At 67.5% G+C, this 25404-nt stretch carries 29 protein-coding genes; 17 read left to right on the top strand and 12 right to left on the bottom strand.

Annotated features, from left to right (window positions below; translation table 11 throughout):
* The first annotated feature begins 122 nt into the window (after positions 1-122).
* Positions 123-884, top strand: a complete 762-nt coding sequence (locus NX778_RS19080; RefSeq protein WP_258813369.1) for a head GIN domain-containing protein — start codon at positions 123-125, stop codon at positions 882-884.
* A gap of 142 nt (positions 885-1026) precedes the next feature.
* Here the strand turns inward: NX778_RS19080 and NX778_RS19085 are convergent, their stop codons facing one another.
* Together NX778_RS19085 and NX778_RS19090 are read right to left on the bottom strand one after the other, a co-directional pair.
* Positions 1027-1470, bottom strand: coding sequence for a copper chaperone PCu(A)C (locus NX778_RS19085; RefSeq protein WP_258813370.1), 444 nt, complete (start codon positions 1468-1470; stop codon positions 1027-1029).
* 22 nt (positions 1471-1492) lie between these two features.
* Positions 1493-2035: a YaeQ family protein gene (locus NX778_RS19090; RefSeq protein WP_258813371.1), complete on the bottom strand. Its 543-nt coding sequence runs from the start codon at positions 2033-2035 to the stop codon at positions 1493-1495.
* Between the two features lie 146 nt (positions 2036-2181).
* On the opposite strand from NX778_RS19090, the gene NX778_RS19095 reads away from it, so the two are divergent.
* The 7 genes from NX778_RS19095 to NX778_RS19125 all read left to right on the top strand — a co-directional run bounded on the left by NX778_RS19095 (position 2182) and on the right by NX778_RS19125 (position 8711).
* Positions 2182-2604, top strand: a complete 423-nt coding sequence (locus tag NX778_RS19095) for a phasin family protein (RefSeq protein WP_258813372.1) — start codon at positions 2182-2184, stop codon at positions 2602-2604.
* A gap of 12 nt (positions 2605-2616) precedes the next feature.
* The gene (locus tag NX778_RS19100; protein WP_258813373.1) at positions 2617-3153 is read left to right on the top strand and encodes a hemerythrin domain-containing protein; all 537 of its coding nucleotides are present in this window, start codon (positions 2617-2619) and stop codon (positions 3151-3153) included.
* A gap of 102 nt (positions 3154-3255) precedes the next feature.
* A complete protein-coding gene (locus NX778_RS19105; RefSeq protein WP_258813374.1) occupies positions 3256-3624 on the top strand; it encodes a KGG domain-containing protein in 369 nt (122 codons plus the stop codon).
* A gap of 119 nt (positions 3625-3743) precedes the next feature.
* Positions 3744-4265: a M48 metallopeptidase family protein gene (locus NX778_RS19110; protein WP_258813375.1), complete on the top strand. Its 522-nt coding sequence runs from the start codon at positions 3744-3746 to the stop codon at positions 4263-4265.
* A gap of 171 nt (positions 4266-4436) precedes the next feature.
* Positions 4437-4868, top strand: a complete 432-nt coding sequence (locus NX778_RS19115) for a type 2 periplasmic-binding domain-containing protein (protein WP_258813376.1) — start codon at positions 4437-4439, stop codon at positions 4866-4868.
* Positions 4869-4872: 4 nt separating this feature from the next.
* Entirely contained in the window at positions 4873-7614 is a 2742-nt protein-coding gene (locus tag NX778_RS19120; protein ID WP_258813377.1) for a bifunctional diguanylate cyclase/phosphodiesterase, read from the top strand.
* Positions 7611-8711, top strand: a complete 1101-nt coding sequence (locus NX778_RS19125) for a diguanylate cyclase (RefSeq protein ID WP_258813378.1) — start codon at positions 7611-7613, stop codon at positions 8709-8711. The genes NX778_RS19120 and NX778_RS19125 overlap by 4 nt, the downstream gene beginning before the upstream one ends.
* A 188-nt stretch (positions 8712-8899) precedes the next feature.
* On the opposite strand, the gene NX778_RS19130 is transcribed toward NX778_RS19125, so the two are convergent.
* From NX778_RS19130 to NX778_RS19160, 7 genes are all read right to left on the bottom strand, one after another.
* A complete protein-coding gene (locus tag NX778_RS19130) occupies positions 8900-9457 on the bottom strand; it encodes an LOG family protein (protein ID WP_258813379.1) in 558 nt (185 codons plus the stop codon).
* Positions 9458-9471: 14 nt separating this feature from the next.
* The gene (locus NX778_RS19135) at positions 9472-10158 is read right to left on the bottom strand and encodes a TetR/AcrR family transcriptional regulator (protein WP_258813380.1); all 687 of its coding nucleotides are present in this window, start codon (positions 10156-10158) and stop codon (positions 9472-9474) included.
* A gap of 60 nt (positions 10159-10218) precedes the next feature.
* Positions 10219-10959 carry a response regulator gene (locus NX778_RS19140; RefSeq protein ID WP_258813381.1) on the bottom strand — a complete coding sequence of 247 codons (741 nt, stop codon included), beginning with the start codon at positions 10957-10959 and terminating at the stop codon, positions 10219-10221.
* A 67-nt stretch (positions 10960-11026) separates the two neighbouring features.
* Entirely contained in the window at positions 11027-11959 is a 933-nt protein-coding gene (locus NX778_RS19145) for an esterase/lipase family protein (RefSeq protein WP_307728116.1), read from the bottom strand.
* Between the two features lie 2 nt (positions 11960-11961).
* On the bottom strand, positions 11962-13581 hold the full coding sequence (locus NX778_RS19150; protein ID WP_258813383.1) for a GMC family oxidoreductase: 1620 nt from the start codon (positions 13579-13581) through the stop codon (positions 11962-11964).
* Positions 13578-14102 carry a twin-arginine translocation signal domain-containing protein gene (locus NX778_RS19155; protein WP_258813384.1) on the bottom strand — a complete coding sequence of 175 codons (525 nt, stop codon included), beginning with the start codon at positions 14100-14102 and terminating at the stop codon, positions 13578-13580. The genes NX778_RS19150 and NX778_RS19155 overlap by 4 nt, the downstream gene beginning before the upstream one ends.
* A 55-nt stretch (positions 14103-14157) precedes the next feature.
* Entirely contained in the window at positions 14158-14913 is a 756-nt protein-coding gene (locus tag NX778_RS19160) for an RNA methyltransferase (protein WP_258813385.1), read from the bottom strand.
* A 174-nt stretch (positions 14914-15087) separates the two neighbouring features.
* Between NX778_RS19160 and NX778_RS19165 the strand changes: the two genes are divergently transcribed.
* The 9 genes from NX778_RS19165 (at position 15088) to NX778_RS19205 (ending at position 22951) form a co-directional block, all read left to right on the top strand.
* Complete coding sequence (locus tag NX778_RS19165; protein ID WP_258813466.1) at positions 15088-15867, top strand: inositol monophosphatase family protein; 780 nt, start codon at positions 15088-15090, stop codon at positions 15865-15867.
* A gap of 245 nt (positions 15868-16112) precedes the next feature.
* Positions 16113-17579, top strand: coding sequence for a DEAD/DEAH box helicase (locus NX778_RS19170; RefSeq protein ID WP_258813386.1), 1467 nt, complete (start codon positions 16113-16115; stop codon positions 17577-17579).
* Between the two features lie 357 nt (positions 17580-17936).
* Positions 17937-18374, top strand: coding sequence for a MarR family winged helix-turn-helix transcriptional regulator (locus NX778_RS19175; protein ID WP_258813387.1), 438 nt, complete (start codon positions 17937-17939; stop codon positions 18372-18374).
* Between the two features lie 14 nt (positions 18375-18388).
* Positions 18389-19474: an MFS transporter gene (locus tag NX778_RS19180; protein ID WP_258813388.1), complete on the top strand. Its 1086-nt coding sequence runs from the start codon at positions 18389-18391 to the stop codon at positions 19472-19474.
* Between the two features lie 60 nt (positions 19475-19534).
* The gene (gene otnI, locus NX778_RS19185; RefSeq protein WP_258813389.1) at positions 19535-20338 is read left to right on the top strand and encodes a 2-oxo-tetronate isomerase; all 804 of its coding nucleotides are present in this window, start codon (positions 19535-19537) and stop codon (positions 20336-20338) included.
* A 61-nt stretch (positions 20339-20399) separates the two neighbouring features.
* Complete coding sequence (locus NX778_RS19190) at positions 20400-20765, top strand: VOC family protein (RefSeq protein WP_258813390.1); 366 nt, start codon at positions 20400-20402, stop codon at positions 20763-20765.
* 86 nt (positions 20766-20851) lie between these two features.
* Positions 20852-21709 carry a hypothetical protein gene (locus tag NX778_RS19195; RefSeq protein WP_258813391.1) on the top strand — a complete coding sequence of 286 codons (858 nt, stop codon included), beginning with the start codon at positions 20852-20854 and terminating at the stop codon, positions 21707-21709.
* Positions 21710-21725: 16 nt separating this feature from the next.
* A complete protein-coding gene (locus tag NX778_RS19200; protein WP_258813392.1) occupies positions 21726-22277 on the top strand; it encodes a hypothetical protein in 552 nt (183 codons plus the stop codon).
* Positions 22278-22591: 314 nt separating this feature from the next.
* On the top strand, positions 22592-22951 hold the full coding sequence (locus tag NX778_RS19205) for a TraR/DksA family transcriptional regulator (RefSeq protein ID WP_258813393.1): 360 nt from the start codon (positions 22592-22594) through the stop codon (positions 22949-22951).
* Between the two features lie 23 nt (positions 22952-22974).
* On the opposite strand, the gene phbB is transcribed toward NX778_RS19205, so the two are convergent.
* The 3 genes from phbB to NX778_RS19220 all read right to left on the bottom strand — a co-directional run bounded on the left by phbB (position 22975) and on the right by NX778_RS19220 (position 25332).
* Complete coding sequence (phbB, locus tag NX778_RS19210; protein ID WP_258813467.1) at positions 22975-23721, bottom strand: acetoacetyl-CoA reductase; 747 nt, start codon at positions 23719-23721, stop codon at positions 22975-22977.
* Positions 23722-23832: 111 nt separating this feature from the next.
* The gene (locus NX778_RS19215; protein WP_258813394.1) at positions 23833-24384 is read right to left on the bottom strand and encodes a hypothetical protein; all 552 of its coding nucleotides are present in this window, start codon (positions 24382-24384) and stop codon (positions 23833-23835) included.
* Between the two features lie 78 nt (positions 24385-24462).
* A complete protein-coding gene (locus tag NX778_RS19220; RefSeq protein ID WP_258813395.1) occupies positions 24463-25332 on the bottom strand; it encodes a M90 family metallopeptidase in 870 nt (289 codons plus the stop codon).
* Positions 25333-25404 lie beyond the last annotated feature (72 nt).

A 25404-nucleotide genomic window follows, 5' to 3' on the forward strand; every position in this document is an offset into this window, starting at 1 on the left:
CAGCCTGGGCCGCGGTTTTACCATTTAGACCACGCAGCCTGCAGTTCGTCGCAAATCACCGCGACGATGCGGGCGGGAGCGTTACGCTGTCGTCCGTCATCACTACTTTCGAGGAAACCGACATGAGCCATGCCAGCACTTCCGTCCGCCGCAAACTCCTGCTCACCGCTGCCGCATGCACGCTGGCGTCCCCGGCCTTCGCCTGGAGCTTCGGCGGCGAGACCGTGAACGGCAGCGGCAAGGTCCGCACCGAAGCCCGCAAGGTCGAGCACTTTACCGGGATCGAGGTGTCGGTGCCGGGCGATGTCGAGCTACGCGTCGGTTCCAGCGAAGGCGTGAGCATCGAGTCCGACGACAACATCCTGCCGCTGATCGAAACCAAGGTCGACGGCCGTACCCTGGAAATCCGCGTGGCGCGGCGCAAGCTGAACCTGCACCCGCACACCCTGCGCATCACCGTCAACGCCAAGGAAATCGACCACGTGGACCTGGCCGGCTCCGGCTCGATCTCGGCCGACACGCTGCGCGCGCGCAACTTCAAGGCCTCGGTGTCCGGTTCGGGTTCGATCAAGGCGCGCGCCATCGAGGGCGACAACCTGGCGATCAGCATCGCCGGCAGCGGCGACATGACGGCCGACGGCGGCAATATGAAACAGGTGAAGATTTCGATCGCCGGCTCGGGCGACGTCGACATCGGCAAGCTGAAGGCGGCCGATGTGAAGGTAAACACCTCGGGCTCGGGCAACAGCACGGTGTGGGCCAGCAGCGCGCTGGACGTGTCGGTGGCGGGCTCGGGCGACGTCAACTACTACGGCGAGCCGCGCATCTCGCGTTCGGTGATGGGGTCGGGGGACGTCAAGCGCCTGGGTGCATCGCCGCGCTAAGCGCTAATCACCCCTACCCTGAAAGCCGTCGTCCCCGCGCAGGCGAGGACCCAGCCGGGCTGACGTGCCTGCGGCAATACAGTTCGATCACGCACGCTGTCCATGGGTCCCCGCCCTGCGCGGGGACGACGTTTGAGGTGGCTTATTTGGGCGGCTGGTAGGCAATCGATTTCACCGGCACCTGCACCTTCACTTCCTCACGCTTCTTGGCAGCATCCTCCACCACCAGCGTCAGCGGCACCGTCTCGCCTTCCTTCAGCTGCTGCTTCAGCCCGAACAGCATCACGTGATACCCGCCCGGCCCCAGCTTCACATCCTTACCCGCCGGCAGCGCGATCGACTTCACCGCGTGCATCGCCATGGTCTGCCCCTGCATCTCCATCTGGTGCATCTCGGCCTTGTCGGCGGCCGGCGTGCGCACCGCGACCAGGGTCGCCGCTTTCGCCGAACGCAGCTGCATGAACGCACCCGCCGATTTCTGCTGCGGCACCGTGGCGCGCACCCAGGCATCGCTCACCGTCACCTGCGCCAGGGCGGTGGCCGACAACAAGGCGCCGGCGGCCAGCGCAATCGATCGTTTGCCCATCTGAATCCTCCCGAAAAACGCGTCAGCTTGCAGGATACCAGCGCTCGCGCTCGACCAGCACGGTATCCTCGCCGTCGGTCACCCACACCTGGCCGTCCTGGATCGTGACTTGCAGCTGCATGCTGCGCTTGGCCAATTTCTCCAGCGCGGCACTGGTCTCGGCCGGGATATTCACGATCGTCACCTTCTCGGACCGCCCGAGCTTGCCGACCAGCCCCTTGAACCACACCTGGCTGGCCGCGCTGTAGCTGTACACGAACACTTTTTCGGCGCGCGAGCAGGCCTGCTTGATGCGCTTTTCGTCCGGCTGGCCGACCTCGATCCAGGTCTGGAGCGCGCCGGTCAGGTCCTTTTCCCACAGGTCCGGCTCGTCGGTGTCGAACAGGCCCTTGGTGAACGTGAGCGCCTCGCTGGCGTGCAGCGCGAACGCCAGCACCCGGATCATCACCCGTTCGTCGGTCTCGGACGGATGGCGGGCAATGGTCAGGCCATGCTCCTGGTAATAGTGGCGGTCCATGTCCGCGATATTCAGGTCTGCCTTGTAGATGGTTGCTTTGAGGGCCATTGGAATTGTCGGTGAGATTGCAGCCCACTATTGTCGCACCCTGCGGGCGCCTTGAGCAAACCGGGTGAATTCCACGGCTGGGCGAACTTCGGGCCGCAAACGGCGTCTATTCGACTCGCTCCATTCATTTGCCCACAGAGGAAACCATGCAAGCAACACTGGCCACCAATCCGGCCTTGCGCTCGCAGCTCGAAAGCCAGGTGAATTTCCTGACCGAGCTGTCGCACCGTACCTACGAGTCGGTGCGCAAGGTGAGCGAGCTGAACATGCACTACACGCAACAGCTGATCGAAGATTCGATGAACCTCGGGCGCGAGCTGATGAACTGCTCCGACCCGTTCCAGGTGACGTCCACCGCCATCGGCCAGCTGCAGCCGGCCACCGAACACCTGCGCAACTACCAGCGCGACCTGATGGGCGTGCTGTCGGGCGTGCAGGCCGAACTCGGGCGCGTCGCCGAAACCACCATTCCGGAAGCGACGCGCCAGGCCAGCGCCATGGCCGACCAGATGGTGCGCAACGCAGCCAACGCGGCGGCCGACGTTGGCGCCGCCCACAACCCCACCTGAATGCAGCACAGCATGAACCGACACGATAAACCAAGGGCCCTGGCCCTGCTGCACGCCGACCACCTGCGCGTGCGCAAGCTGTTCCAGGACTACCACAGCCTGCGCGGGCTGGACGAGGAAGACGCGCGCAAGGCCGAGCTGGTGGACGACATCTGCTACGAGCTGACCGTGCACGCCATGCTCGAGGAAGAAATCTTCTACCCGGTGCTGCGTTCGGCCATCGGCGATGACGAACTGATGGACGGGGCCGAGCTCGAACACGCCGGCATGCGCGAGCTGATCGGGCAACTCGACATCATCTACCCCGGCGACGACCACTTCGACGCCACCGTCGCGGTACTGGCCGAGGAAGTCGGGCACCACGTCGACCAGGAAGAAGCCGAGCTCTTCGCCGCTGCCCAGCGCGCCGGCATCGACCTGGAGCGCCTGGGCGGGCAGCTGGCGGCGCGGCGCGCCGAGCTGGAGGAAGACCTGTCGGCGCCGGCCGGCACGGCCGACGCCATCGAACTGCACGACGGCGCGCGGCGCGCACCGCGTCCGCCCGACTGAGTCCGGAACCTATCGCAAAAAAACGCTCTCTAAGCCCACGAGCGCGTCACGCCGCGCTCGCGGCTTTCACCTTTGACGAAACGGGCATTCAAGGAGAACGACATGGCGACAAACAAGGAAGGCGGCAAAGGCGCGGGCAGCTCCAGCGGCAGCGCACAAAAGAGCGGCAGCGGCAGCAGCCAGGGGCCGGCCAAGCGCGGGTTTGCCGCAATGGACCAGGCCCAGCAGCGTGAAATCGCCAGCAAGGGCGGCCAGGCCGCGCACCAAAAAGGCACGGCCCACGAATTCGATTCCGAAGAAGCGCGCCGCGCCGGGCAAAAAGGCGGTGAAGCCGTCAGCCGCAACCGCGCCCACATGGCCGACATCGGCCGCAAGGGCGGCGAAAGCCGCCAGTCCGCGCACCGCGCAGCCCAGGCTGCCGCAGCCGCGGCCAAGAACGGCGGCAACCGGCAGGGTGGCGACAAGGAATAAACAGCGCGGAACGGAGGACGCTATATGACTGAATCACCGAAGTGCCAGCGCGCCTGCGCATCCCGGTCGTTCGGTCGCTTTTTGCGCCTCGCACGCGGCCGTGCTACAGTGCCGGCCGCATGTCCTCCTCCCTCCCCTACCTCGCCGCCTACCCCGAGCCGCTGCGCGCCCAGGCCGCGTCGCTGCTGGCCGATGGCCGCCTGGCCGGCGTGCTGCGCGGCCGCTACCCGCGAGCCCACGATGTCCGCAGCGACAAGGCCCTGTACCGCTACGTGCAGGACCTGAAGGACACCCACCTGCGCAACGCCGACGCCATCAGCAAAGTGGCCTTCGACAGCAAGCTGCAAGTGATCCAGCACGCGCTCGGCCTGCACACCGCGATCTCGCGCGTGCAGGGCAGCAAGCTCAAGGCCAAGCACGAAATTCGCATCGCCACCATGTTTCGCGAGGCGCCGCCGGAGTTCCTGCGCATGATCGCCGTCCATGAACTGGCGCACCTGAAGGAAAAGCAGCACGACAAAGCCTTCTACCAGCTGTGCTGCGCGATGGAACCGCAGTACCACCAGTACGAGTTCGACCTGCGCCTGTACCTGACCCTGCTCGACCACGGTGGCCCCCGATTGTGGGCCGCCGCGTCCTGATTTGTTGAATTTTCGCAACATTAATTGCATTTCGATTAATGTTTGGGCGACTAAAATTCGACTTTCGGTCTACAAATCGTTACATTCGCGTCTTGCACTAAAACAAGACCAAGGCATCCTACCCGTTTCGCCTCCCCACCAGCGTCCCTACCCAGGACGCGTGAATCCAGAATGCGCGCCATCGTCCGCCAGTTGTTCGCCTCCACCCTGCTCTGCCTCGCGGCCGGCGCCTGCGCGGGCGCGGACATCGTGGTCGTGGTGTCGAGCCGCTCGCCGCTGGCCGCGCTGCGGATGGACCAGGTGGCCGCGCTGTTCCTCAGCCAGGAGGCGCGCTTTCCCGACGGCTCTGCCGCAGTCCCGCTCGACCAGCCGGTCGGTACCGCCCTGCGCGACCAGTTCTACCAGAAAGTGACCGGCAAGACCCCGGCCATGCTGAAGGCATACTGGTCGAAGATGGTGTTCACCGGCCGTGGCCAACCCGCGCGCGACCTGGCCGGCAACGCGGCGGTGCGCAAGGCCGTCGCCGGCAATCTGGCGATGATCGGCTACATCGACCGCGATGCGCTCGACGACAGCGTGCGTCCGGTGCTGGTCATCCATTAAGCCGATGAACGCCCCGCAGCCCATGTCGCCGCTGACCAGCGGCCCGCCGCCCGCGTCCGCAAGCAAGCCCCGTCCGGGCTGGGCGCGCCGCCTCACGCCGCTGCTCGAAACCCATATCTCGCTGCCGCCCTTCGCCCTGCTCCTGATCGTCGCGCTGTGGGTCGTCACCTTCCACATGATCCGCACCGAGCGCGCCGCGGCCGAACAGGGTGCGCGCGAAGGCGCACGCAAACTGGCCGAAACCTACGAGGCACAGATGGCGCGCAGCCTGTCCGGCATCGACCAAACGCTCAAGATGCTCAAGTATGCGGTTGAACGCGACGGTCCCGCGCCGGCGCTCGCCACGCTGCGCCAGCGCGGCCTGCTGCCGCCGGCGATGCTGTTCGTGGCTGCCGTGGCGGACCGCCACGGCGTCCTCGTGGCGCGCAGCCCGAGCCCGCCGCCGGGGCCGCCGGTGGACATCTCGCACGAGCCGCATTTCACGATGCACCGCGCCGCCGACACCGGCATGCCCTACGCCAGCCGGGCCTCCGGCGACTCCATGCGGCACGAGCCTCACCTGCATTTCACACGCCGCCTCAACGATGCCAAAGGCGGCTTCGCCGGCATCGCGATCATCGTCACCGACCCGGCCTACTTCACCAGCGCCTACGAACGCTCGCGCGAAGGCGATCACGGCATGCTCGGCCTGGTGGGCGACGATGGCGTGGTGCGCGCGATGCGCATCGGCGACCAGGTCAGCTGGGGCCAGCACCTGCCGATGGCATTGCTGAAGGACGGCCAGGTGCGGCTCGACACCGTGGCCGGCGACGGCACTCCACGCTATCTGTGTGCGCGCCGCCTGCACGGCTTCGGCATGTATGCCATCGTCGGCCTGGACGCGAAAGAAGCAATGGCCGCCTTCGCGCGCCGCGAGCGCACCTGGCTCGCCGCCGCCGCCACCGGCACCGCGCTGCTGGCGATCCTGGTGGCGCTGCTGTCGGCCTGGTCGTGGCAGGCGGCGCGGGCGCGCCGCAGCGTGCGCCACGCCCAGGAAACCTACGCCGCCGCGTCCGAGGCCAGCGTCGACGCCTTCTTCGTGTTCCGCTCGGTGTTCGGCGCCGACGGCAGCATCGTCGACCTCGAAATCGAGATGGCCAACGGCCGCGCCGAAAAGATGACCGGCCGCTCGCTCGACCAATTGCGTGGCACCCGGATCTGCGAGCTGATGCCACACTACCGCCGCAATGGCGTGTTCGCCGCGATGGCGCGGGTCGCGCGCGACGGCGGCGTCGAGCAGGCCGAATGGCTGGCCGAGGTGGGCACCATGGCCGGCCGCTGGCTGCACCTGCGCGTGGTGCAGGTCGAAGGCGGCGCGTTCGCGATGATCAGCGATATCAATGAACGCAAGCTGGCCGCCGACCGCATCGTCCACATGGCCCACCACGACGACCTCACCGGCCTGCCCAACCGCACCATGCTGCGCCTGCGGCTGACCGAGGCGATCGTCGAGGCCGAGCGCAAGCAGGAATGCGTGGCGCTGGTGTTCGTCGACCTCGACGGCTTCAAGCTGATCAACGACGGCCTGGGGCACAGCGCCGGCGACGAACTGCTCAAGGTGATCGGCCAGCGCATGCAGGCCTGCCTGCGCCGCGGCGATACCCTGGCCCGCTTCGGCGGCGACGAATTCGTGCTGCTGTTGCCCGCCACCCGCCCCGATCCGCAGGCGCTCGCGCCCCTGCTCGACAAGCTGCGCCACGCGGTGCAGGAGCCGGCCCAGGTGGCCGGCCAGTCGGTGCAGGTCAGCTGCAGCGCCGGCGTGGTGATGTATCCGCGTGACGGCCGCGACGCCGATACCCTCCTGATGAACGCCGACGCCGCCATGTACCGCGCCAAGGATGGCGGCCGCAACAACTACCGCTTCTACACGCGCGACATGAACGCGCGCGGCGAAGAGAACCTGGTGCTGCTCGACGGCCTGCGCCAGTCGCTCGACGCCAGCATGGCCGATGACGGCGGCGCGCACGGCTTCACCCTGCTGTACCAGCCAAAGATCGAACTGGCCAGCGGCCGCATGTTCGGGGTCGAGGCCCTGCTGCGCTGGGAGCATCCGGAACACGGCCAGATCGCACCGGCGCGCTTCATCGGCCTGGCCGAAGACAGCGGCATGATCGTCGACATCGGCGACTGGGCCCTGCGCACCGCCTGCCGCCAGGCGATGGCGTGGCGCGCCGCCGGCCTGCCGCCGATCACCGTCTCGGTCAATGTCTCGCCGCGCCAGTTCGAGGAGCGCCGCCTGGTCGAGCGCGTGGCCGCGGCGCTGGCCGACAGCGGCCTGCCGCCGGACGGGCTGGAACTGGAGGTGACCGAAACCCTGATCATGCGCGACCTGGCGCAATCGATCGCCAAGATGCGCACCCTGCAGCAGATGGGCGTGTCGCTGTCGATCGACGACTTCGGCACCGGCTATTCCAGCCTGTCCTCGCTCAAGTCCTTCCCGATCAGCCGCCTGAAGATCGACCAGACCTTCGTGCGCGAACTGGCCGACAATCCTGGCGACCAGGCCATCGCCACGGCCGTGATCTCGCTCGGCCACAAGCTCAAGCTGCGCGTGATCGCCGAAGGCGTCGAGACCGAAGCCCAGTGCGCCTTCCTGCGCGCGCACGGCTGCGACGAGATGCAGGGCTACCTGTTCAGTAAACCAGTGCCGCCCGAGCGCATCGCCGCTTTGCTGCTGGAAGAGCCCTGCCAGCCGGAGGCCGCATGATCGACCGCGCCCGCCTTGGCAAGCTGCTGATGGGGACCGATCCCAGGGTGCGCCGCATGGTGGCCTACTGGGCCGCGACGGGCGTGATCTATGTGCTGATGATCGCGCTGATGCAGGTCGCGGTGCAGGTCGGCCTGGCCGATCGCCGCGCGGTCGCGATGCTGACCGCGTACGGCGTGTGCGGCGTGCTGGCGTTCGCGGTGCTGGTGCGCGCCAGCGCGGTGCTGGGCATCTCGCCGTGGATCCTGTCGGTGCTGCAGGGCCTGTTCGCGGTCAGCTGCAATATCTGGCTGTATACCGTCAGCGGTCCGCTGCGCGAAGCGTCGCTGATCACGCTGCTGGTGGTGGTCACCTTCTGCACCTTCTCGCTGCGTCCGCGCCAGACCATGCTGCTGTCCGCGGTCAGCATCGCCGGCATGGGGATCGCAATGTGGTTTGGCGTGTCGCGCGATGCCGCCCACTATCCGCCGATGGTCGAGGCGCTGACCTTCGCCTTCGCCAGCGTCGGCCTGATCGCGATCACGCTGCTGACCGGGCAGATGAACACCCTGCGCGCGCGCCTGAAGAACCAGAAGGAAGAGCTGCTGGTGGCGCTGGCCACGATCCGCACACTGGCGACCAGGGACGAACTGACCTCGCTCGCCAACCGCCGCCACATGAATGACGTGCTGGCGGACGAGGAACGGCGCCAGAAGAGCGCCGGCGCGACCTGCATCGCGCTGATCGACATCGACTTCTTCAAGGACATCAACGACCGCTTCGGCCACGCCCAGGGCGACGCGGTGCTGCGCGAATTCGCGGCCGCGGCGCTGGGTGCGCTGCGTGGCTCCGACATGCTGGCGCGCTGGGGCGGCGAAGAATTCCTGCTGATGCTGCCGACCACCCAGCTGGCCGAGGCCACCCAGGTGCTGGCGCGGATGGCCGGCGCGGTGGCGGCGATGCGCCTGCCGGAAGTCGAGCTGGGGCGGCCGGTCACCTTCTCGGCCGGCGTGACCGCGCGCGCCGCCGGTGAGCCCTTCGCCGAAACCATCAACCGCGCCGACAAGGCCCTCTACCGCGCCAAAGCCGAAGGGCGCAACCGCGTGGTGACCGTCTGAACCCAGGCGCCAATACCCGGGGTCAGGTCGTCCAATCGATCAAAATTGCAATAGCGGCCTATCCCTCGTGGTTTCTGCTCCGCACTTTTGATTCTTTGGACGACCTGACCCCTGGTAGCCGCGTGGTTTCTGCTCCGCACTTTTGATTCTTTGGACGACCTGACCCCAGGTAGCCGCACTCTCTTGCTTTAGGCGCCGATTGCTTTCGCGTCATCCTGCAGGCGCTGCACCAGCGCATCCGCATCGGCATCGACCCGGATCATCTCCAGGTACTCGGCGCGCACGAAGCCTTCCTGCTGCTGGTGGCGGCAGAAGCCCATCAGCCCATCCCAGAAGCCGTCCGTGTTCAGCAGGCCGATCGGCTTGGCGTGGATGCCCAGCTGCCACCAGGTCACCATCTCGAACAGTTCTTCCAGCGTGCCCATCCCGCCCGGCATGGCGATGAAGCCTTCTGCCAGCTCCGACATCATCGCTTTGCGCTCGTGCATATCCTTGACCACGAACTGGCGCGTCAGGCCAGTGTGGCCGACCTCGCGTTCGAGCAGCGCGCGCGGGATCACGCCAGTGGCTTCGCCGCCCAGGCGCAGCACCTCGTCCGCGATCACGCCCATCAGCCCGACCTTGCCGCCGCCGTAGACCAGCCCGATATTGTGTTCCACCAGCGCGCGCGCCAGTTCGCGCGCGGCTTCCGCGTACAGGGGACGTGCGCCCGGCGAGGCGCCGCAATAGACTGCGATCGATTTCATGTGTGCTTGTATTGTCAGTGTTGGGCGGCGCCCTGCGGCGCCGTTTTGCTCAGGTAGGCGCTCGACTGCTTGTCGAAACGCTCGCGCGACTCGCCGCGCAGGTAGGGGCCCGCCATCGACAGCACCTGGTAGCAGGCCCGTTCGAGGGCGTCGACGATGGCCTGTTGTTCACTGTACTTGCGCGGATTGCGCACGTATTCATAGGACAGCCAGTAGGTCGCCACTACCACCATATTGGCCGACAGCGCCGCGATCTCGGCGTCGGTCGCGACCATCGAGCCGTCGCTGCGCAGGCCTTCGCACATCTGGCGCGCGATCTTGTGCTTGTGGTCGAGGATGGCCTTGAACTGCAGTTCCAGCGTGCGGTTGCGCGACAGGAGGTCGTTCATGTCGCGGTAGAAGAAGCGGAAGCGCCAGATCAGCTCGAACATCTGGTGCAGGTAGGCCCACACGTCTTCCATCTGCGAGCGGCGCCCGGCCGGCACGTTCAGCATGCGCACGATCTCGGCCTCGAACTGGGTGAAGATCGAGTTGACGATGTCGTCCTTGTTGCGGAAGTGGTAGTACAGGTTGCCCGGCGAGATGCCCATCTCCTCGGCGATCACGGTGGTCGTGATGTTCGGTTCGCCGAAGTCGTTAAACAGGCGCAGCGACAGCTCGAGGATGCGTTCGCGGGTGCGGCGTGGGGCTTTCTGTAGCATGGCGGCGGGCCTTGTTCGGATCACCCGCAAGCATATCACCGATCTCGCGGGCAGCGGCAGCTAGCCGCCGGCGGCCCGCTGGCGCGCGAGAATGAAGGCGTCGCGCAGTCCTTCGTGCAGCGACACGCCCGACCACGGCTTCGAATGGAAGGCGTCGACGATCCCGGCGCCGACGGCGCGCGCGATGTCGCCCGACTCCAGTTGCGCCGACAGGATCAGGCGCGCGGTATGCGGGTACTGCGACTGCACCTGCGCCATCAGCTCGGTGCCGCTCATGCCCGGCATCCACTGGTCGCTCACCACCACCTGCACCGGCTCGCGCGCCAGCGCCTCCAGCGCGGCGAAGCCGGAGCTGGCGCGCAGCACGCGATAGCCCTGCGCTTCCAGCAGATCGCCCAGCAGCTCAAGCACGTAGGCGTCGTCGTCGACCAGCAGCAGGGTCTGCACCCGGGCCGGCTGCGGCGGCAGGAAAGCCTCGATCTCGGCCACGAAGCTGCCTGGCTCCAGCGGCAGGGCGATGTAGCCGTCATAGCCATCGGCGGCCAGGCGGCTGGTGTCGGCCGGCTCCGGCTGCGGCGTCAGCGCCAGCACCGGCACGCCCGGCGGGGCCGCGGCGCCGCGCAGGCCGGCCAGCAGCTTGCTGGCGTCGGCGGTGGCCGGCAGCACGCACAGCACCAGGTCGGGCGCGGCATGCGCGGCCGCGCTGCCCGGCAGCAGCGGCTGGTGCCCCGCGTGAACGAGCAGGTCGGTGATGGGGGCGGCAGAGACGGGATCGGCAGCGATGATCAGGATGCGGGCCAAGCAAACTCCAGTGATGCGTGCGGCGGACAGAAAACAAGCCACTGTACCACATGGCTGGGATCCCGGCTCAGGCGGCCCAGCCAGATGCTTCCGCGATCTCGTGCATCACCGCGGCCAGCACGCCGGGATCGCTACCCAGCGCGACATGGCCGACGCCGCCGAACTCGATATTGCGCGCGCCCGGCAGCAGGCTGGATGTCTGCGGCGCGACGATATTGTCGTGGTGGCTCCAGATCGAGGTGATCAACGCGCGGGTCGCATCATCCTCGCCGGCCGCGAGCTCGCGCAACCAGGCGCTCTCGGGCCGGTCGCCGGCGCCGCGCCGCATCTGCTGGCCGTTGGCGCCCAGTGCCAGGCCCGCGAGCCGGGTGCCATGGTGCGGCGTGCCGAGCGTGATGAGGCGCGCGATCATCGCACCGCGGTCGCGCCGCAGCCAGGCCCGCGCCACCAGGCCGCCCATGCTGTGGCCGACCACCACCAGCTTGTGGCTGCCGCTGGCCCAGCACAGCGCGCGCGCCGCCTCCTCCACCATCGGCAGGTAGTCGTCGATGCCGCAGCCGAGCGGCTGCAGGTCGAGCGTGGCGTGGCTGATGCGGGCCGCGTCCAGCCGCGCCGCGAGCTGGGCCCAGAAGCCGCTGTTGGCGCCATAGCCGTGCAGCAGCAGCACCGGCAGCCCTTGCGCGTCCGGGTAGATGCGGGTCGCGGCGCGGCTGCGCGGCATATGCCACGACGCCGCCATCATGCTGGCCGCGAACTCGCGCCAGAACAGGCGCAGCCGGCCCAGCGGGCCAAGCGCGAACGCCGCCGGCGTCGGGCTGCCGTGGCGCGCGCTCATCGCGAAGTTGTTGACGCTGATCGCCAGCCGCACCAGCAACGCGCAGGCCAGGCCGATCATCAGCGCCGCCAAGGCGCCGGCGCCCAGCCAGAAATGCAGGGCCGCCGCGATCACGAGCACGCCGCCGGCCTGCACCGCCAGCAGAAGCCAGAGCAGGCCGCGCATGCTCATGCCGTCACGCGCGGCGCCGGCCGTCCTGTCAGCGCCTGCGCCAGTCCGCTCGTCAGCCACGCCGTGATGCCATAAATCGACAGCTGCGGGTTGGCCCCGATCGAGGTCGGGAACAGCGAGCCGTCGTGCACCGAGAGGTTGGCGAGATGGCGATAGCGGCCATCGGGCGCGGTCACGCCGAGCCGCTCGTCACCGGCCATGCCGCAGCCGCCCATCACGTGCGCGGACGCGACTTTCACCAGCTGCGGCCGGAGCGACAGCGCGCCGATTGCTTCCCTGGCCTCGGCCCAGCTGCGGTACGGTGTCGCCATCTCGTGCGCCGGCTTCACCGTCTTCGCGCCGGCCGCGAACTGGATCTCGGCCATCGCCAGCAAGCCGCGCCGCGCGCCATCCCACACGGCATCCGTGAGCGGATAGTCCAGCACCGGCGCGCCGCCGTGCAGCTTGACCTCGCCGCCGCGCGCGTCGGCATGAAAACCGTCGCGCAGCAGCGCCAGCATGCCCTGCATATGCGGGAACTGGCGCATCAGCTCCGCGTGGCGCCTGCCAAAATCGGTCATGGTGGTCGCCAGCAGCAGCGGATGCATCGGCGGCACCTCCAGCTTGAAGCCGAGCGGGCCGTCGATCGGCTGCGTCTTCAGGAAGTGGTCGGAGTAGATGGTCTGCGGCGCGCCCGCGTAGCCGTTGACGGGCTGCTCATACAGCGCCGCCGAGACCAGCGTCGGATGCAGGAAGGTGCGCTTGCCGAGCAGCCCGTGCGGATCGGGCGCGCCGGAGCGCATCAGCAGCGCCGGCGTGTTGATCGCGCCGCCGGCGGCCACGAAGTGCTTCGCGCGCAGGAGCAGCACGCGGCCGGTGGCGGCCTGGCCATGCGCGTCCAGCGCCACGCACAGCAGCTCGCTGACGCGATTATGCGTGATCTCGAAGCGTTCGGCGCGGGCGCGCGTCACCAGCGTCGCGCCGTGGTCGAGCGCGGAGGGGATCGTGGTCACCAGCATCGACTGCTTGGCGTTGGTCGGGCAGCCCATGCCGCAGTAGCCCAGGTTCCAGCAGCCGCGCACATTGCGCCGGATCGCCGCCACCGGGATGCCCAGCTTGTCCGCGCCGCGCCGTAGCAGCGCGTTGTTCTCGTTGGGCGCGGTCTGCCAGTCCGAGATGTTCAGGCGCTCTTCCATCATTGCGAACCAGGGCGCCAGCGACTGCTCGCTGTAGCCGGCAAGGCCGTAGCGGCGCCGCCACCAGTCGAGTGTCGAGGGCGGCGTGCGAAAGCTCGAGGTCCAGTTGACCGTGGTCGAGCCGCCCACCGTGCGCCCCTGCAGGATGTTGATCGCCTTGTCCGCCGTCTTGCGCGCCGCCGACTCCTGGTACAGCGCGGGATAGGCCTCGGCTTCGCGCATCCTGAAATCCTGCGAGGACTTCAAGGCGCCCTCTTCCACGATCACGACCTGCAGGCCCGCGAGCGCGAGGATCTCGGCGCTGACGCCGCCGCCGGCGCCGCTGCCGACCACCACCACGTCGGCATCCATCGCCTGGTCGGCCGCCAGCGTCGACGCATCGATGACTTTCCAGCCGCGCGCGAGGCCGGCCTGGATCGGGTCCGGGATCGGGCTGCTCATGCCGCCAGCTCGCGATTGGGGCCGGGATAGCCGATCGCCTCCCAGCTCGACGGATCGGCATACCAGCCGCCCAGCACGAGGTCGTGCAAGGCGCCGTAGGCACTGCGCAGCAGTCCGAGGCGATGCACGCGCCAGTCCTGCAGGAAGGCCGAGACCTGCTCCACATGCGCATTGGCCCACCCGCCAGCGATCCCGGTCAGCAGGCGCCGCGCCGGCGCCAGCGCCAGCAGGCCAAACAGGTCCTGCACTTCCTTTTGGGTCGCCAGCGGCAGGCCGAGGATGGCCTGGTGCACGCGCGCGGTGGCGGCGGCGATCGCCGCTGCGCGCGCCGGTCCGGCATCCGGCAGCGCGCCGTCGAGGATGGCGGGGACGATCGCATGCAGCGCAGCGCGCGCTTCGCCATCCAGCGCGAACCGCGCTAGCACCGGTGGATGGGTGGCGCGATAGATGCCCCCGCCCGCCGCCAGGGCGAGCGCGGCCACCGCGCCGGCTTTCAGGAAGGTCCTGCGGGATGCCTCCATGTCGTCTCCCGATCTCCTTGTACTCCTAGTGTACGCGAACGGGAAGACCGGCAGCTCAGTCCTTCTGCTTGAGGATCTGGCGCGCGATGCCGCGCAGGATATTCACCTCTTCCGTTTCCAGCCCGGTGCGCGCGAACAGGCGCTTCAGGCGCGGCATCAGTTTCTTCGGATTGTCGGCATTCAGGAAGCCGATCGACACCAGGGCCTGTTCCAGGTGCTCGTACATGCCTTCGATCTGGGCCACGCTGGCCGCATCGCCGCGAAAGCCGACCGGCAGCGCCGCATCCGGCTCGCCGCAAGCGGCCTGGCGGCACTCGTAGGCCAGCACCTGGGCGGCCTGCGACAGGTTCAGGGACGAATAATCCGGATTGGCCGGGATGTTGATCAGCACATTGCACTGCTGGACCACCTCGTTGGGCAGGCCGAAGCGCTCGTTGCCGAGGATGAGCACGGGCGCCAGTTCCGCCTGTGCCGCCACGTGGCCGGCGAAGGCGCGCGGGGTCCACACCGGCGGCGAGAACTCGCGCAGGCGCGCCGACACCGCCGCCGCGAAATTGCGGCCCTCCAGTGCCTCGGCCACGCTGCCGACGATGCGCGCCCCGGCCAGCACGTCGCCGGCGCCACTGGCGAAGGCCACCGCCTCGGGGTCGTTCAGCGGGTCGGCGCAGCGCGGCGTGACCAGCACCAGGTCGGAAAATCCCATCGTCTTCATGGCGCGCGCCACCGAGCCCACATTGCCGGCCCGGCTGGTCTCGACGAGCACGAAACGGAGGCGTTTGAAAAGAGACGTGTCGGAATTTTGCTGGTTCATTTAAAATAGACCCTTTCGCGCGGGCGCCGCGTGTTGCAATCGTTACCAGAAGTGCGCGATTGTAAACAGTTCGGCCGCGCTTTGCTCTTTATAATCTGTTCGAATCCTGACCGTCTACGGCGCCCTTTGCGCGGTGGGCGTTCGCTTTTTTTCATCGGAAAGCATATGCACCCAATGCTCAATACGGCCGTCAAGGCCGCCCGCCGCGCCGCCACCGTCATCAACCGCGCGTCCTTCGACCTCGATCGCGTCACGGTCAGCGAAAAAGAACACAACAACTTCGTCACCGACATCGACAAGGCCGCCGAGCAGGCGATCGTCGAGACCTTGCTCAAGGCCTACCCCGACCACGCCATCCTGGGCGAAGAGTCCGGCCCCTCGGGCAACCTGAACGACGACAGCGAATTCGCCTGGATCATCGACCCGATCGACGGCACCACCAACTTCATCCACGGCTACCCCAACTACTGCATCTCGATCGCGCTGCAACAGAAAGGCGTGATCACCCAGGGCGTCATTTACGACCCGGTGCGCAACGACCTGTTCACCGCCACCAAGGGCGCCGGCGCCTACCTGAACGACAAGCGCATCCGCGTGCGCAACCCGGACCGCCTGGCCAAGTCGCTGATCTCGGCCAACCACGCCTCCAACCCGCGCGCGCTGGCCGAGTTCCTGAAAATGTACGAAACCGTGCACCCGCGCTGCCACGGCATCCGCGCGTCCGGCTCGGCGGCGCTGGAGCTGGCCAACGTGGCGGCCGGCCGCAGCGACGGCTACTTCGAGAAGGGCCTGAAAGTGTGGGATATCGCGGCCGGCTCGCTGCTGGTCACCGAGGCCGGCGGCATCGTCGGCGAGTTCAATGGCGAATCGGCCTACCTGCACAAAGGCGACATCATCGCCGCCGGCCCGAAGGTTTTCGCACAGATGGTCACGCTGTTGGCCCCGTTCGCGTAAAATAGCGCACTTGCCCGGGCCGCCCGGCCCGGCGCAGCTTGTATTTTTCACATCTGAAACAAAAATTTCCACAGCGAAATTTATTTAACACTATAATCCCCGCTGGACACGTTTCGCCAACCATGGAACGGGTCTGGGTCTTGACGGCACGCTACCAGTAAGTCTGCCGGCTGGCACTGAATAATCCGATTTCGCCTGCACTGGCGCCGCTTGCGGCGACGGGCCGATCTTTTGTAGAGCAATACATGTCCTTTTCCACTCTCGGCTTGTCCGACGCGATTTTGCGCGCGGTCAGCGAACAAGGCTATACCGCGCCGACCCCGATCCAGGCCCAGGCGATCCCTGCGGTGATGGCGGGCGGCGACCTGCTCGCCGGCGCCCAGACCGGCACCGGCAAGACCGCCGGCTTCACCCTGCCGGTGCTACAGCGCCTGTCGACCGATGCGGCCGGCCTGGCGCTGCGCAACAAGAGCTCCAAACGCCCGATCCGCGCGCTGGTGCTGACCCCGACCCGCGAGCTGGCTGCCCAGGTCGAGGAAAGCGTGCGCCTGTACGGCAAGTACACCAATCTGAATTCGGCCGTGATCTTCGGCGGGGTCGGCATCAACCCGCAGATCAAGCTGCTGGCGAACGGCGTCGACATCCTGGTGGCCACGCCGGGCCGCCTGCTCGACCATATGGGCCAGGGCACGGTCGACATTTCCAAGATCGAGATCCTGATCCTGGACGAAGCCGACCGCATGCTCGACATGGGCTTCATCCACGACATCCGCAAGGTGCTGGCGGCGCTGCCGCCGAAGCGCCAGAACCTGCTGTTCTCGGCCACCTTTTCGGACGACATCAAGGCACTGGCCGACCGCCTGCTGAACAATCCGGCGATGATCGAAGTGGCGCGCCGCAATTCGACGGTGGAAGTGATCTCGCAAACGATCCACCCGGTCGACCGCGACAAGAAGCACCCGATGCTGGCGCACCTGATCAAGAGCAACGACTGGCACCAGGTGCTGGTGTTCACCCGCACCAAGCACGGCGCCAACAAACTGGTCGAGCAGCTGGGCAAGGACGGCATTGGCGCGATGGCGATCCACGGCAACAAGAGCCAGTCGGCGCGCACCAAGGCGCTGGCCGAGTTCAAGGACGGCAGCCTGCAGGTGCTGGTCGCGACCGACATCGCGGCGCGCGGCATCGACATCGACCAGCTGCCGCACGTGGTCAACTACGACCTGCCGAACGTACCGGAAGACTACGTGCACCGCATCGGCCGCACGGGCCGCGCGGGCGCGACCGGACAGGCCGTGTCGCTGGTCTGCGTGGACGAGCACCAGATGCTGAAGGACATTGAAAAGCTGATCAAGCAGACGCTGCCGCGCGATGTGATTCCGGGCTTCGAGCCGGACCTGAGCGCGAAACCGCAGCCGATCCAGCTGCGCAGCGGCGACCGCGGGCACTCGAACCGCGGTGGCCGTCCGGGCGGCGGCCGTGGCGGCAATGGCGGCGGCCAGCGTCCGCAGGCGCAGCCGGCGGCGCGTTCGGCAGCGCCGCGCGCGCCGGGGAATGGCGGCCAGGCACGTCCGCAGGGCAATGGCGGGCAGCAGCGTGCCGGCGGCAACGGCCAGGGCCGGCCGGGCAATGGCGGCGGCCAGGCGCAACGTTCCGGCAATCGCGGTCCGCGTCCGGCAGGCGCCCAGCGTTCGGGCAGCCGCGATAACTAATTTCCGGCGCTAGTTTCACCGGTCGCGCGGCGCACGCTCAGCGCAGCCGCGATAAGCAAACCTCAGCACCAGCGTCACCACGTCGTCCCCGCGCAGGCGGGGACCCATGGACAGTTTGTGTATGGCACGGCTCGAATACAGCCGCGTTGTTGCAAGCTCAGCATGGGTCCCCGCCGCCGCGGGGACGACGCTTTTTTGGGCGCTTCCCCCCATTTCCCCTACCGCACCCGTCGTCCCGGCCGCCGCCCGGACGGCGTGGTCGTTTGATGTCGGACTTCAGAAATGTCTACCAAAACTTCAAACTTCGCTATATACTTGAGTACTCAAGTATCAGTAAACAATAAAGGAGCCCCCCCCATGAGCACTGCCACCGCCACCGATTTCTGCCTGCAACTCGCCCGCGTCACCACCGCCATGACGCGCCGCTTTGACGCCTGGCTCGGCAATCACCACGGCATCAGCTTCGCCGACTACCAATTGCTGCGCCACCTCGCCCGCGCGCCCGAAGGCCGGCTGCGCCGCGTCGACCTGGCCGAACGCATGGGCCTGACGGCCTCCGGCGTGACCCGCTCGCTGATGCCACTCGAAAAAATCGGCCTCGTCGGCCGCCAGAGCGACCCGCGCGACGCCCGTGTCGGCTACGCAATCATCACCGCCACCGGCGCCGAGCTGGCCGCCACCGCCGACACCCTGGTCGAACAAATGGCCGCCGAGATGATCGGCGAGCCGCCGTTCGCCGACCTCCAATCCCTGACCGACTTACTCAGCCGTATCGTGAATCTCAACCAGCGCTGAGCGATCCGCGCGCAGTGCTGATCCTGTTCGGCGGCGCCGTGGTCGACCGCTACTCGCCGCGCCGCGTGCTGATGCTGACCAAGTACGCCAACACCGTCCTGCTCGGCGCCCTGGCCGCGCTGGTGCTGGCCGGCCAGGCGACGCTGCCGCTGGTGGCGCCGATCGCGCTGGCGATCGGCGTGGCCTCGGCCTTCAGCATCCCGGCCGGCACCGCGATCCTGCCCCATGTGCTTGCACCCGATCACCTGGCGCAAGCCAACGGCATGATGATGGGCATGCGCCAGCTGTCGCTGCTGGCCGGCCCGCTGCTGGCGGCGCTGCTGTTCGCGCTGGCTGGCGACGGCAGCGGCGGGATGAACCATGCCAACGGCCTCGGCTACGCTTTCGCCTTCGATTGCTTCAGCTTTGTGTTTTCCGCCTGGGCCTTGTCCAAGGTGACGCTGCGTCCGGTCGCGGCGGCGCCGCGCCAGCCCATCGTCCGCTCGGTGCTGGCCGGCCTGGCGCAGGTCTGGCACGACCGCATGATGCGCGCCTGCTTCATCTACTGGGCCGTGTGCGCCTGCATCACCGGCAGCCTGATGCAGGTGGCGCTGCCGCTGCTGGCCAACAGCCGGATGCATGGCGGCGCCTCGCTCGGGCTGCTGCTCGGCGCCCACGGCACCGGCACCCTGCTCGGCATGGCCGCCACCAGCATCAAGGGCGACCTGCGGGTACGCAACCTGGGCACGACGCTGCTGCTGGTCGACGCCGTGATCGCGGCGCTGATCCTGCCGGTGGCGCAGCTGGCGGCGACGTGGCAGATCGCCCTCGTCAACGCCACGATCGGCGCCCTCGCCGGCTTCATGCAAGTGGCCGTGATCACCTGGATCCAGCGCCGCGTGCCGCCCGTGATGCTGGGACGCACGATGAGCATCTTCATGTTCATCCTGATGGGCCTGGCGCCGCTGTCGGCCGCGCTGACCGGCTGGCTGATGCAGTACACCGGGCTGTCGGGCATGTTCACCGCCTCCGGCCTGCTACTGGCGGGCGCGGCCGCCCTGGCGTACGCGTTCACGCCGATGCGCGCCATGGCCGATGCCCCGGCCACCCAGCGGGCCTGAGCCGGCAGGCGGACGGCGGATGGTTTACCATGGCTGGTTACCAGCCGTCTTCCCGCCGCCATGCCGAAGTTTGCCGCCAACCTGAGCACCTTGTTTCCCGAACTGAGCTTTCTCGACCGCTTTGGCGCGGCCCGGGAAGCCGGCTTCGATGCGGTCGAGTTCCTGTTTCCCTATGCCTTCGAGGCGGAGCAGATCACCCAGCGCCTGCAGCGCCATGGCCTGGAACTGGTGCTGCACAATCTCCCGCCGGGCGACTGGAATGCGGGCGAGCGCGGCATGGCCTGCGATCCGCGCCGCGTCGGCGAGTTCCAGGACAGCGTCGGCCTGGCGCTGGAGTACGCACAGGAACTGGGGGTCAAGCGCCTGCATTGCATGGCCGGCATCGTGCCGCCCACACTGCCGCATGAGCGTGCGCACGCGGTCTATGTCCGCAACCTGCGCTTCGCCGCGGCTGCGCTCGCGCCGCACGGCATCGAGCTCTTGATCGAGCCGATCAACAACCGCGACATGCCGGGCTATTTCCTCAACCACAGCCGCCAGGCGCTGGACATCATCGCCGAGGCCGGAGCGCCGAACCTGTTCCTGCAGTACGACATCTATCACATGCAGCGCATGGAAGGGGAACTGGCCGATACGCTGCGCGCCAACCACGCGCTGATCCGCCACATCCAGCTGGCGGACGTGCCCGGCCGCCACGAACCGGGCACGGGCGAAATCAATTTTCCTTTCCTGTTCCGTCTGCTCGACGAGCTGGGCTATGCGGGCTGGATCGGCTGCGAATATTTCCCCCGCGGCGATACTGTCGAAGGCCTGCGCTGGCGCGATGAACTCGGCGTCCCGGCAGCGGTCAAAGCTGACAGCTAGACAAGCGCGGCCTGCGCGCGCACACTGCACTCCTTTCACAAAACAACAACAGGAGGCTCGCATGATCCAGGGACTGCGCACCGTCATCTACCCGGTGGCCGACATCGCCGAAGGCAAGGGCTGGTATGGCCGCGTGCTCGGCAAGGAACCGTATTTCAACGAGCCCTTCTATGTCGGCTTCGAGGTCGGCGGCTTCGAGCTCGGCCTCATCCCTGACGGCCAGCCCGGCGCCGCCGGCGCCACCGCCTACTGGGGCACGGCGGATGCCCGGGCGGAGCTCGCGCGCCTGCAACAGCTCGGCGGCACGGTCGAACAGGACGTGACCGACGTCGGCGGCGGCATCCTCGTCGCCACCGTGCGCGATCCCTACGGCAACCTGTTCGGCATCATCCAGAATCCGCACTTCGACCTGAACAAGGTCGGCTGATCTTGAGTTACTGCAAGATGCGGTAGAGATATTTTGCAAGAATGGGGCTTTCCGGTCCGCCCTTTTGTGCGGCCAGAAAGGACCCCATGAAGCTGCTGCGCCCCGCTGCTTGCGCCCTACTCTGCCTGAGCTTGCTGCTTGGTGGCTGCGCCACCAACGGCGGCATGGTCAGCATGGAGGAAGTGCGCGATTTCGCCAACGCTTCCGCCAAGCTCGGCGGCTATGCCGAACTGTCCCAGCGCTACCGCGACACCTACGACCGCGAAGAGCCCTACCTGTCGCCCGCTGCGGACCGGCTGGCACGCGACAACGACGCCAAGCGCCAGGCCGTGTACCAGGAATTTGTCAGCATCCAGAAGGCGGTGGTGCTGTATATGCAGACCCTGAGCCTGCTCGCTGGTGACGGCCGCTATGACTTGTCGGCCAGCGTCGACGACCTCGGCCTGGGCCTGCAAGCCAATGCCGAGGCCGGCGTCGGACAAAAGCACATCGCCGCCTACACGGGGCTGACGCGCCTGCTCACGCGGGTGATCGCCTCCGGCTACCAGAACCGCAGCGTGGAAACCATGGTGCGCGACGGCGATGCCGACGTGCAGACCTTGCTCGAAGCCATGATCTCGATCACGCGCCTGTACTACAAGACCAACGAGAACGAGAAGAAGACCGTGCTCGGCATCTTCGACGTCGAGCTGCCCTTCTCCAACCGCAATACCGACCGCATGCTGGTGACCTTGGCCAAGGTGCACTACATGAACAAGTCGGAAGAGTACAAGCTGATCGACAAACGCTACGACATGGCCCTGCAGGGGCTGACCAAGGTTGCGCTCGGCCACCAGAAGCTGCGCGAGAACCTCAACAAGCTGTCGCGCGAGGAAGTGCGCAGCATGATCGCCAGCTACGGGCGAGACCTGCGCAAGATCCGCGACAAGCTGAGCGGCGGCTGACCACAGGAGGCGCACCATGCAAGCAGAAGATTTCACCCCCGCGGCTCCGGCCGATGCCGGCAGCGGCGCCCTGTCCACGCCGGACCAGGTGACCCAGCTCGGCGACCAGTTGACGGCCATCGCCGACGCGCTGCACGAGCGCACCTTGCGCGAGCTCCGCGCCTACGGTGGCGGCCCGGTCCCAGGCCCGGCCCAGCAGGCGGCGCGGCAATTGCTCGACGACGAACAGGTGCTGCGCCAGCGCGCCAATGCCCTGTACCTGCAGGCCGCGACCCTGATCGTGAAAGCGCTGCCGCAATCGCAGCTGCACGTGATGCAACTGACCGCGGCGGCGGCGGAACAGCTGAAGCAGCTCGTGCAGTTGCGCGATGCGATGGGCGTGATCGGCCGCGTGCTCGAACTGTCCGGCGCCGCGCTGACCGGCAACCCGGTGCTGATCATGCGCGCGCTGGAGGATATGCACCACATGATCGACGCGATCGAGCTGCATAATCCCAAGCCGGCGGCGCCGGCGCCGTCGGTAGCGCCTGAACATGGGTCCTCGGCCAGCCCGCCGCCGCTGCCATGAGACTTAGCATCATGCCCGCGGAAGGCGGGCATCCCTTGCTTGCGCCGAGCTATCGCTTGCCTCATTTGCTGCGCAAGGGAGGGGGTTCCCGCCGGCGCGGGAACGACGGTATCGGTTTTGACCATGCAGCCTCCACCTCCCGGTGCCATTCGTGCGCTTATGTTCTTCCCCGGTCTAACGCGCTAAACTGGATCTGACAAACGACAAAACGCCACCGGGGAGTCCAGCCATGACGTCCGTTCAGCCCACCCGCGCCGCCCGCAGGTCCGCGTCCGCGCGGCCACACCCCAGCCATTCCTGACGCGAGGCATGCCATGAACGGTCTGGACGAGGGCCAAGTCGCGCTCCTCAAATCTAAATTGCAACAGCGCCTGGACGAACTGGCCGGTGTGGTGCAGCCGCGCGCCGCAGGCGAGCACGACCTGCCCGTGTCCGAGGTGGAGACCTCCCCCGCCGACAAGGCCACCGTACGCCTGCTCAACGATCTGGCGCTGGAAGCGGCAGGCCACGCCGCTGCCCAGATGCAGCAACTGCGCCGCACGCTGGAAAAGTTTGACGACGGCAGCTACGGCCTGTGCGAGGAATGCGGCAACGCCATCGGCTTTTCGCGGCTGCAGGCGCGGCCCGAGGCCCGCTTGTGCATCAGCTGCCAGACCCGGGCCGAAAAGCGCTAGCCCTGCCTCCATGGCTGGCCAAGCTAGGCCATGTGCTGCCCCCCATTGATCGCGATATTCGCCCCGGTGACGAAGCCAGCCTCCGGCGACGCCAGCCAGCCCACCAGCGCGGCGACTTCCTCCGGCTCGCCCAGCCGCCCGACCGGTATTTGCGGCAGGATCTTGTCGCGCATGATGTCCGACGCTACCTGTTCCGTCATCTTGGTGCGCAGGTAGCCCGGCGACACCGTGTTCACCGTGATGCCGTGGCGCGCCATTTCCATCGCGAGCGCCTTGGTGAAGCCATGCATGCCAGCCTTGGCCGCGGAGTAATTGCACTGCCCGAAGGCGCCGCGCTGTCCGTTGACCGATGAGATATTGATGATGCGGCCGGAGCGCTGCGCCAGCATCGGCTCGATGGCTTGCCGGGTGATGTTGAACACGCTGTCGAGGTCGGTGCGCAGGACAGCTTGCCAGTCGTCGTGCGTCATCTTGAGCAGGCTGCGGTCGCGCGTGATGCCCGCATTGTTGACCAGCACGTCGAGCCGGCCCATGTCCGCCAGCAGGCGCTGCACCATCCACTCGCAATCGGCATAGTCGGCCACGTCGACCTTGTAGCCCTTGAAGTGGAAACCGTCGTCGCGCTGTGCGGCCAGCCATGCCTCGGGCGTTTGCTTGGCCGGTGAAAATGTGACCGCCACGCGGAAGCCGTCCCGCTCCAGGCGGCGGCACAGGGCGCTGCCCAGCCCGCCCATGCCGCCAGTGACCAATGCCACCTGATGGTCCATGATCTCCCCCTTGTCCCCGGTGCGCTGCGCGGATTGCGCAACGTCAAGCGACAAGTCTAGGAGCCGGGCGAATTGAAATGCTGAGCTAGCGCAAAGGTGCGCGCGGCGACCTGCTCAGTTGATCACGTCCGGTATGCTGCATGGATCGAAATCGGCCCAATCGCCATCGACGATATTGCCGCGCGCCCTTTCGATATGGTGGGCGCCCAGGTCGCGCAGCAAGTTGACGGCCTGCTGCTCGCGGCCGCTGTCGTCGAAGGCCACGGCCACCAGCATGCCCGCCACGCGCGGGGTCGGCACCGTGGCGCCCTTCTCGAGCTCGTCCGCTTCCTTCATGCGCGAAAAGCTGAACAGGGTGCCCACATAGGCGCCCAGCAGGCCGCCGACGGTGGGGCCGAGCGGGCCGGTGACGGGCATGGTCGCGGCGCCGGCAATGGCGCCGACGATCGCGCCACCGCCGGCGCCTTCGGCCAGCCCGGTGGGCGTTTCCCGGGCGCCGGGCGACAGCTGGTGGTCGCCGCCGAGGAAGGTCAGGTCGTGCTGTCCGGGCTGGTTGACGTAGAAACCGCAGACCCGGCTTTCGTCGAAGCCCGCGTCGACCAGGGCCTGGCGCGCGCGCTCGATATCGTCCTGCAGCTGGAAGTGACCTGCAATGATCGTGGACATGGCTTCCTCCCGCGTTAGTAGGCTAGGCCAAGCATACTCCTGGCGTGCAAAACGGGTGTGTACGCGTACGCACGCAGCTCACTGCCACTGTCCATAGACCACGCCGCCATGAAAGGGGTCCTCCGCCAGGGGGCGGGGAAACCAGTCGCGCGGATCCACCCGGTAATAAGCGACGAATTCCTCGAACAGTTCGGGATGGCGTGCCGCAAGGCGGTAGGGCTGTTCGAAGAAACTTTCGGTGGCGACGGCGAAGAATTCGGCCGGGCTGTTCGCGCCGTAATGGTCCAGCACGCCGTACTGGCCGTGCCAGGCTTCGGCGCGCAGCTGCTCGAAATGGCGGCCCAGCACCTGCGACCACTTGCGGTAGCGTTCGCGCGCGCCCAGCCAAGGGGCGCCGTTGTTGCTGCCCGACTCGCTGTCGAGCTGGTGCGCGAACTCGTGCAGGACCACGTTCTGGCCCGGCGCCACCTCGTTGCCGGCGCGCCGCACGTGGTCCCAGGACAGCACCACCCGGCCGTCGCCCCAGGACTCGCCCAGCAGGTCCTGGCGCTGCTCGGTCACGACCCCGGCCGCGTCCACCTGGCGGCGCGGCACCAGGAAGGCGCCCGGGTACACCAGCACCGTGTGCAGCTGGCCGTACACCTTGCTCGGGCGGCCCATCAGCAGCAGGCAGGCCTGGGCCGCGATGGTCACCCGCATCTCGTCGGTCAGGTCGAGTCCGTCGCAGCCGACGAATTTCTTCTGCAGCAAAAACTGCTGGACCAGCCGCCGCAGCTCGGCCCGCTGCGCTTCCGGCATGCCGCGGTACTGGATGACGTTGCGCTCGATGACCGCCAGGTACGCCGGGTCGAACGGCCGCGCCAGCGCGCGCGCCAGGCGCCAGCGCGGCACCCACCAGGCCAGCGCGGCCACGGCGGTCAGCACGCAGACGGTGAGCAGCGCCGTCATGGGCGACCGCCGCTGTTGGCAGGCATCATGGTGATTGGCGACATCGGCATTCCTTTCCGGGATCGGCGCGCT

This window comes from Massilia terrae (genome assembly GCF_024753145.1).
In the GTDB taxonomy this organism is placed as follows: domain Bacteria; phylum Pseudomonadota; class Gammaproteobacteria; order Burkholderiales; family Burkholderiaceae_D; genus Telluria; species Telluria terrae.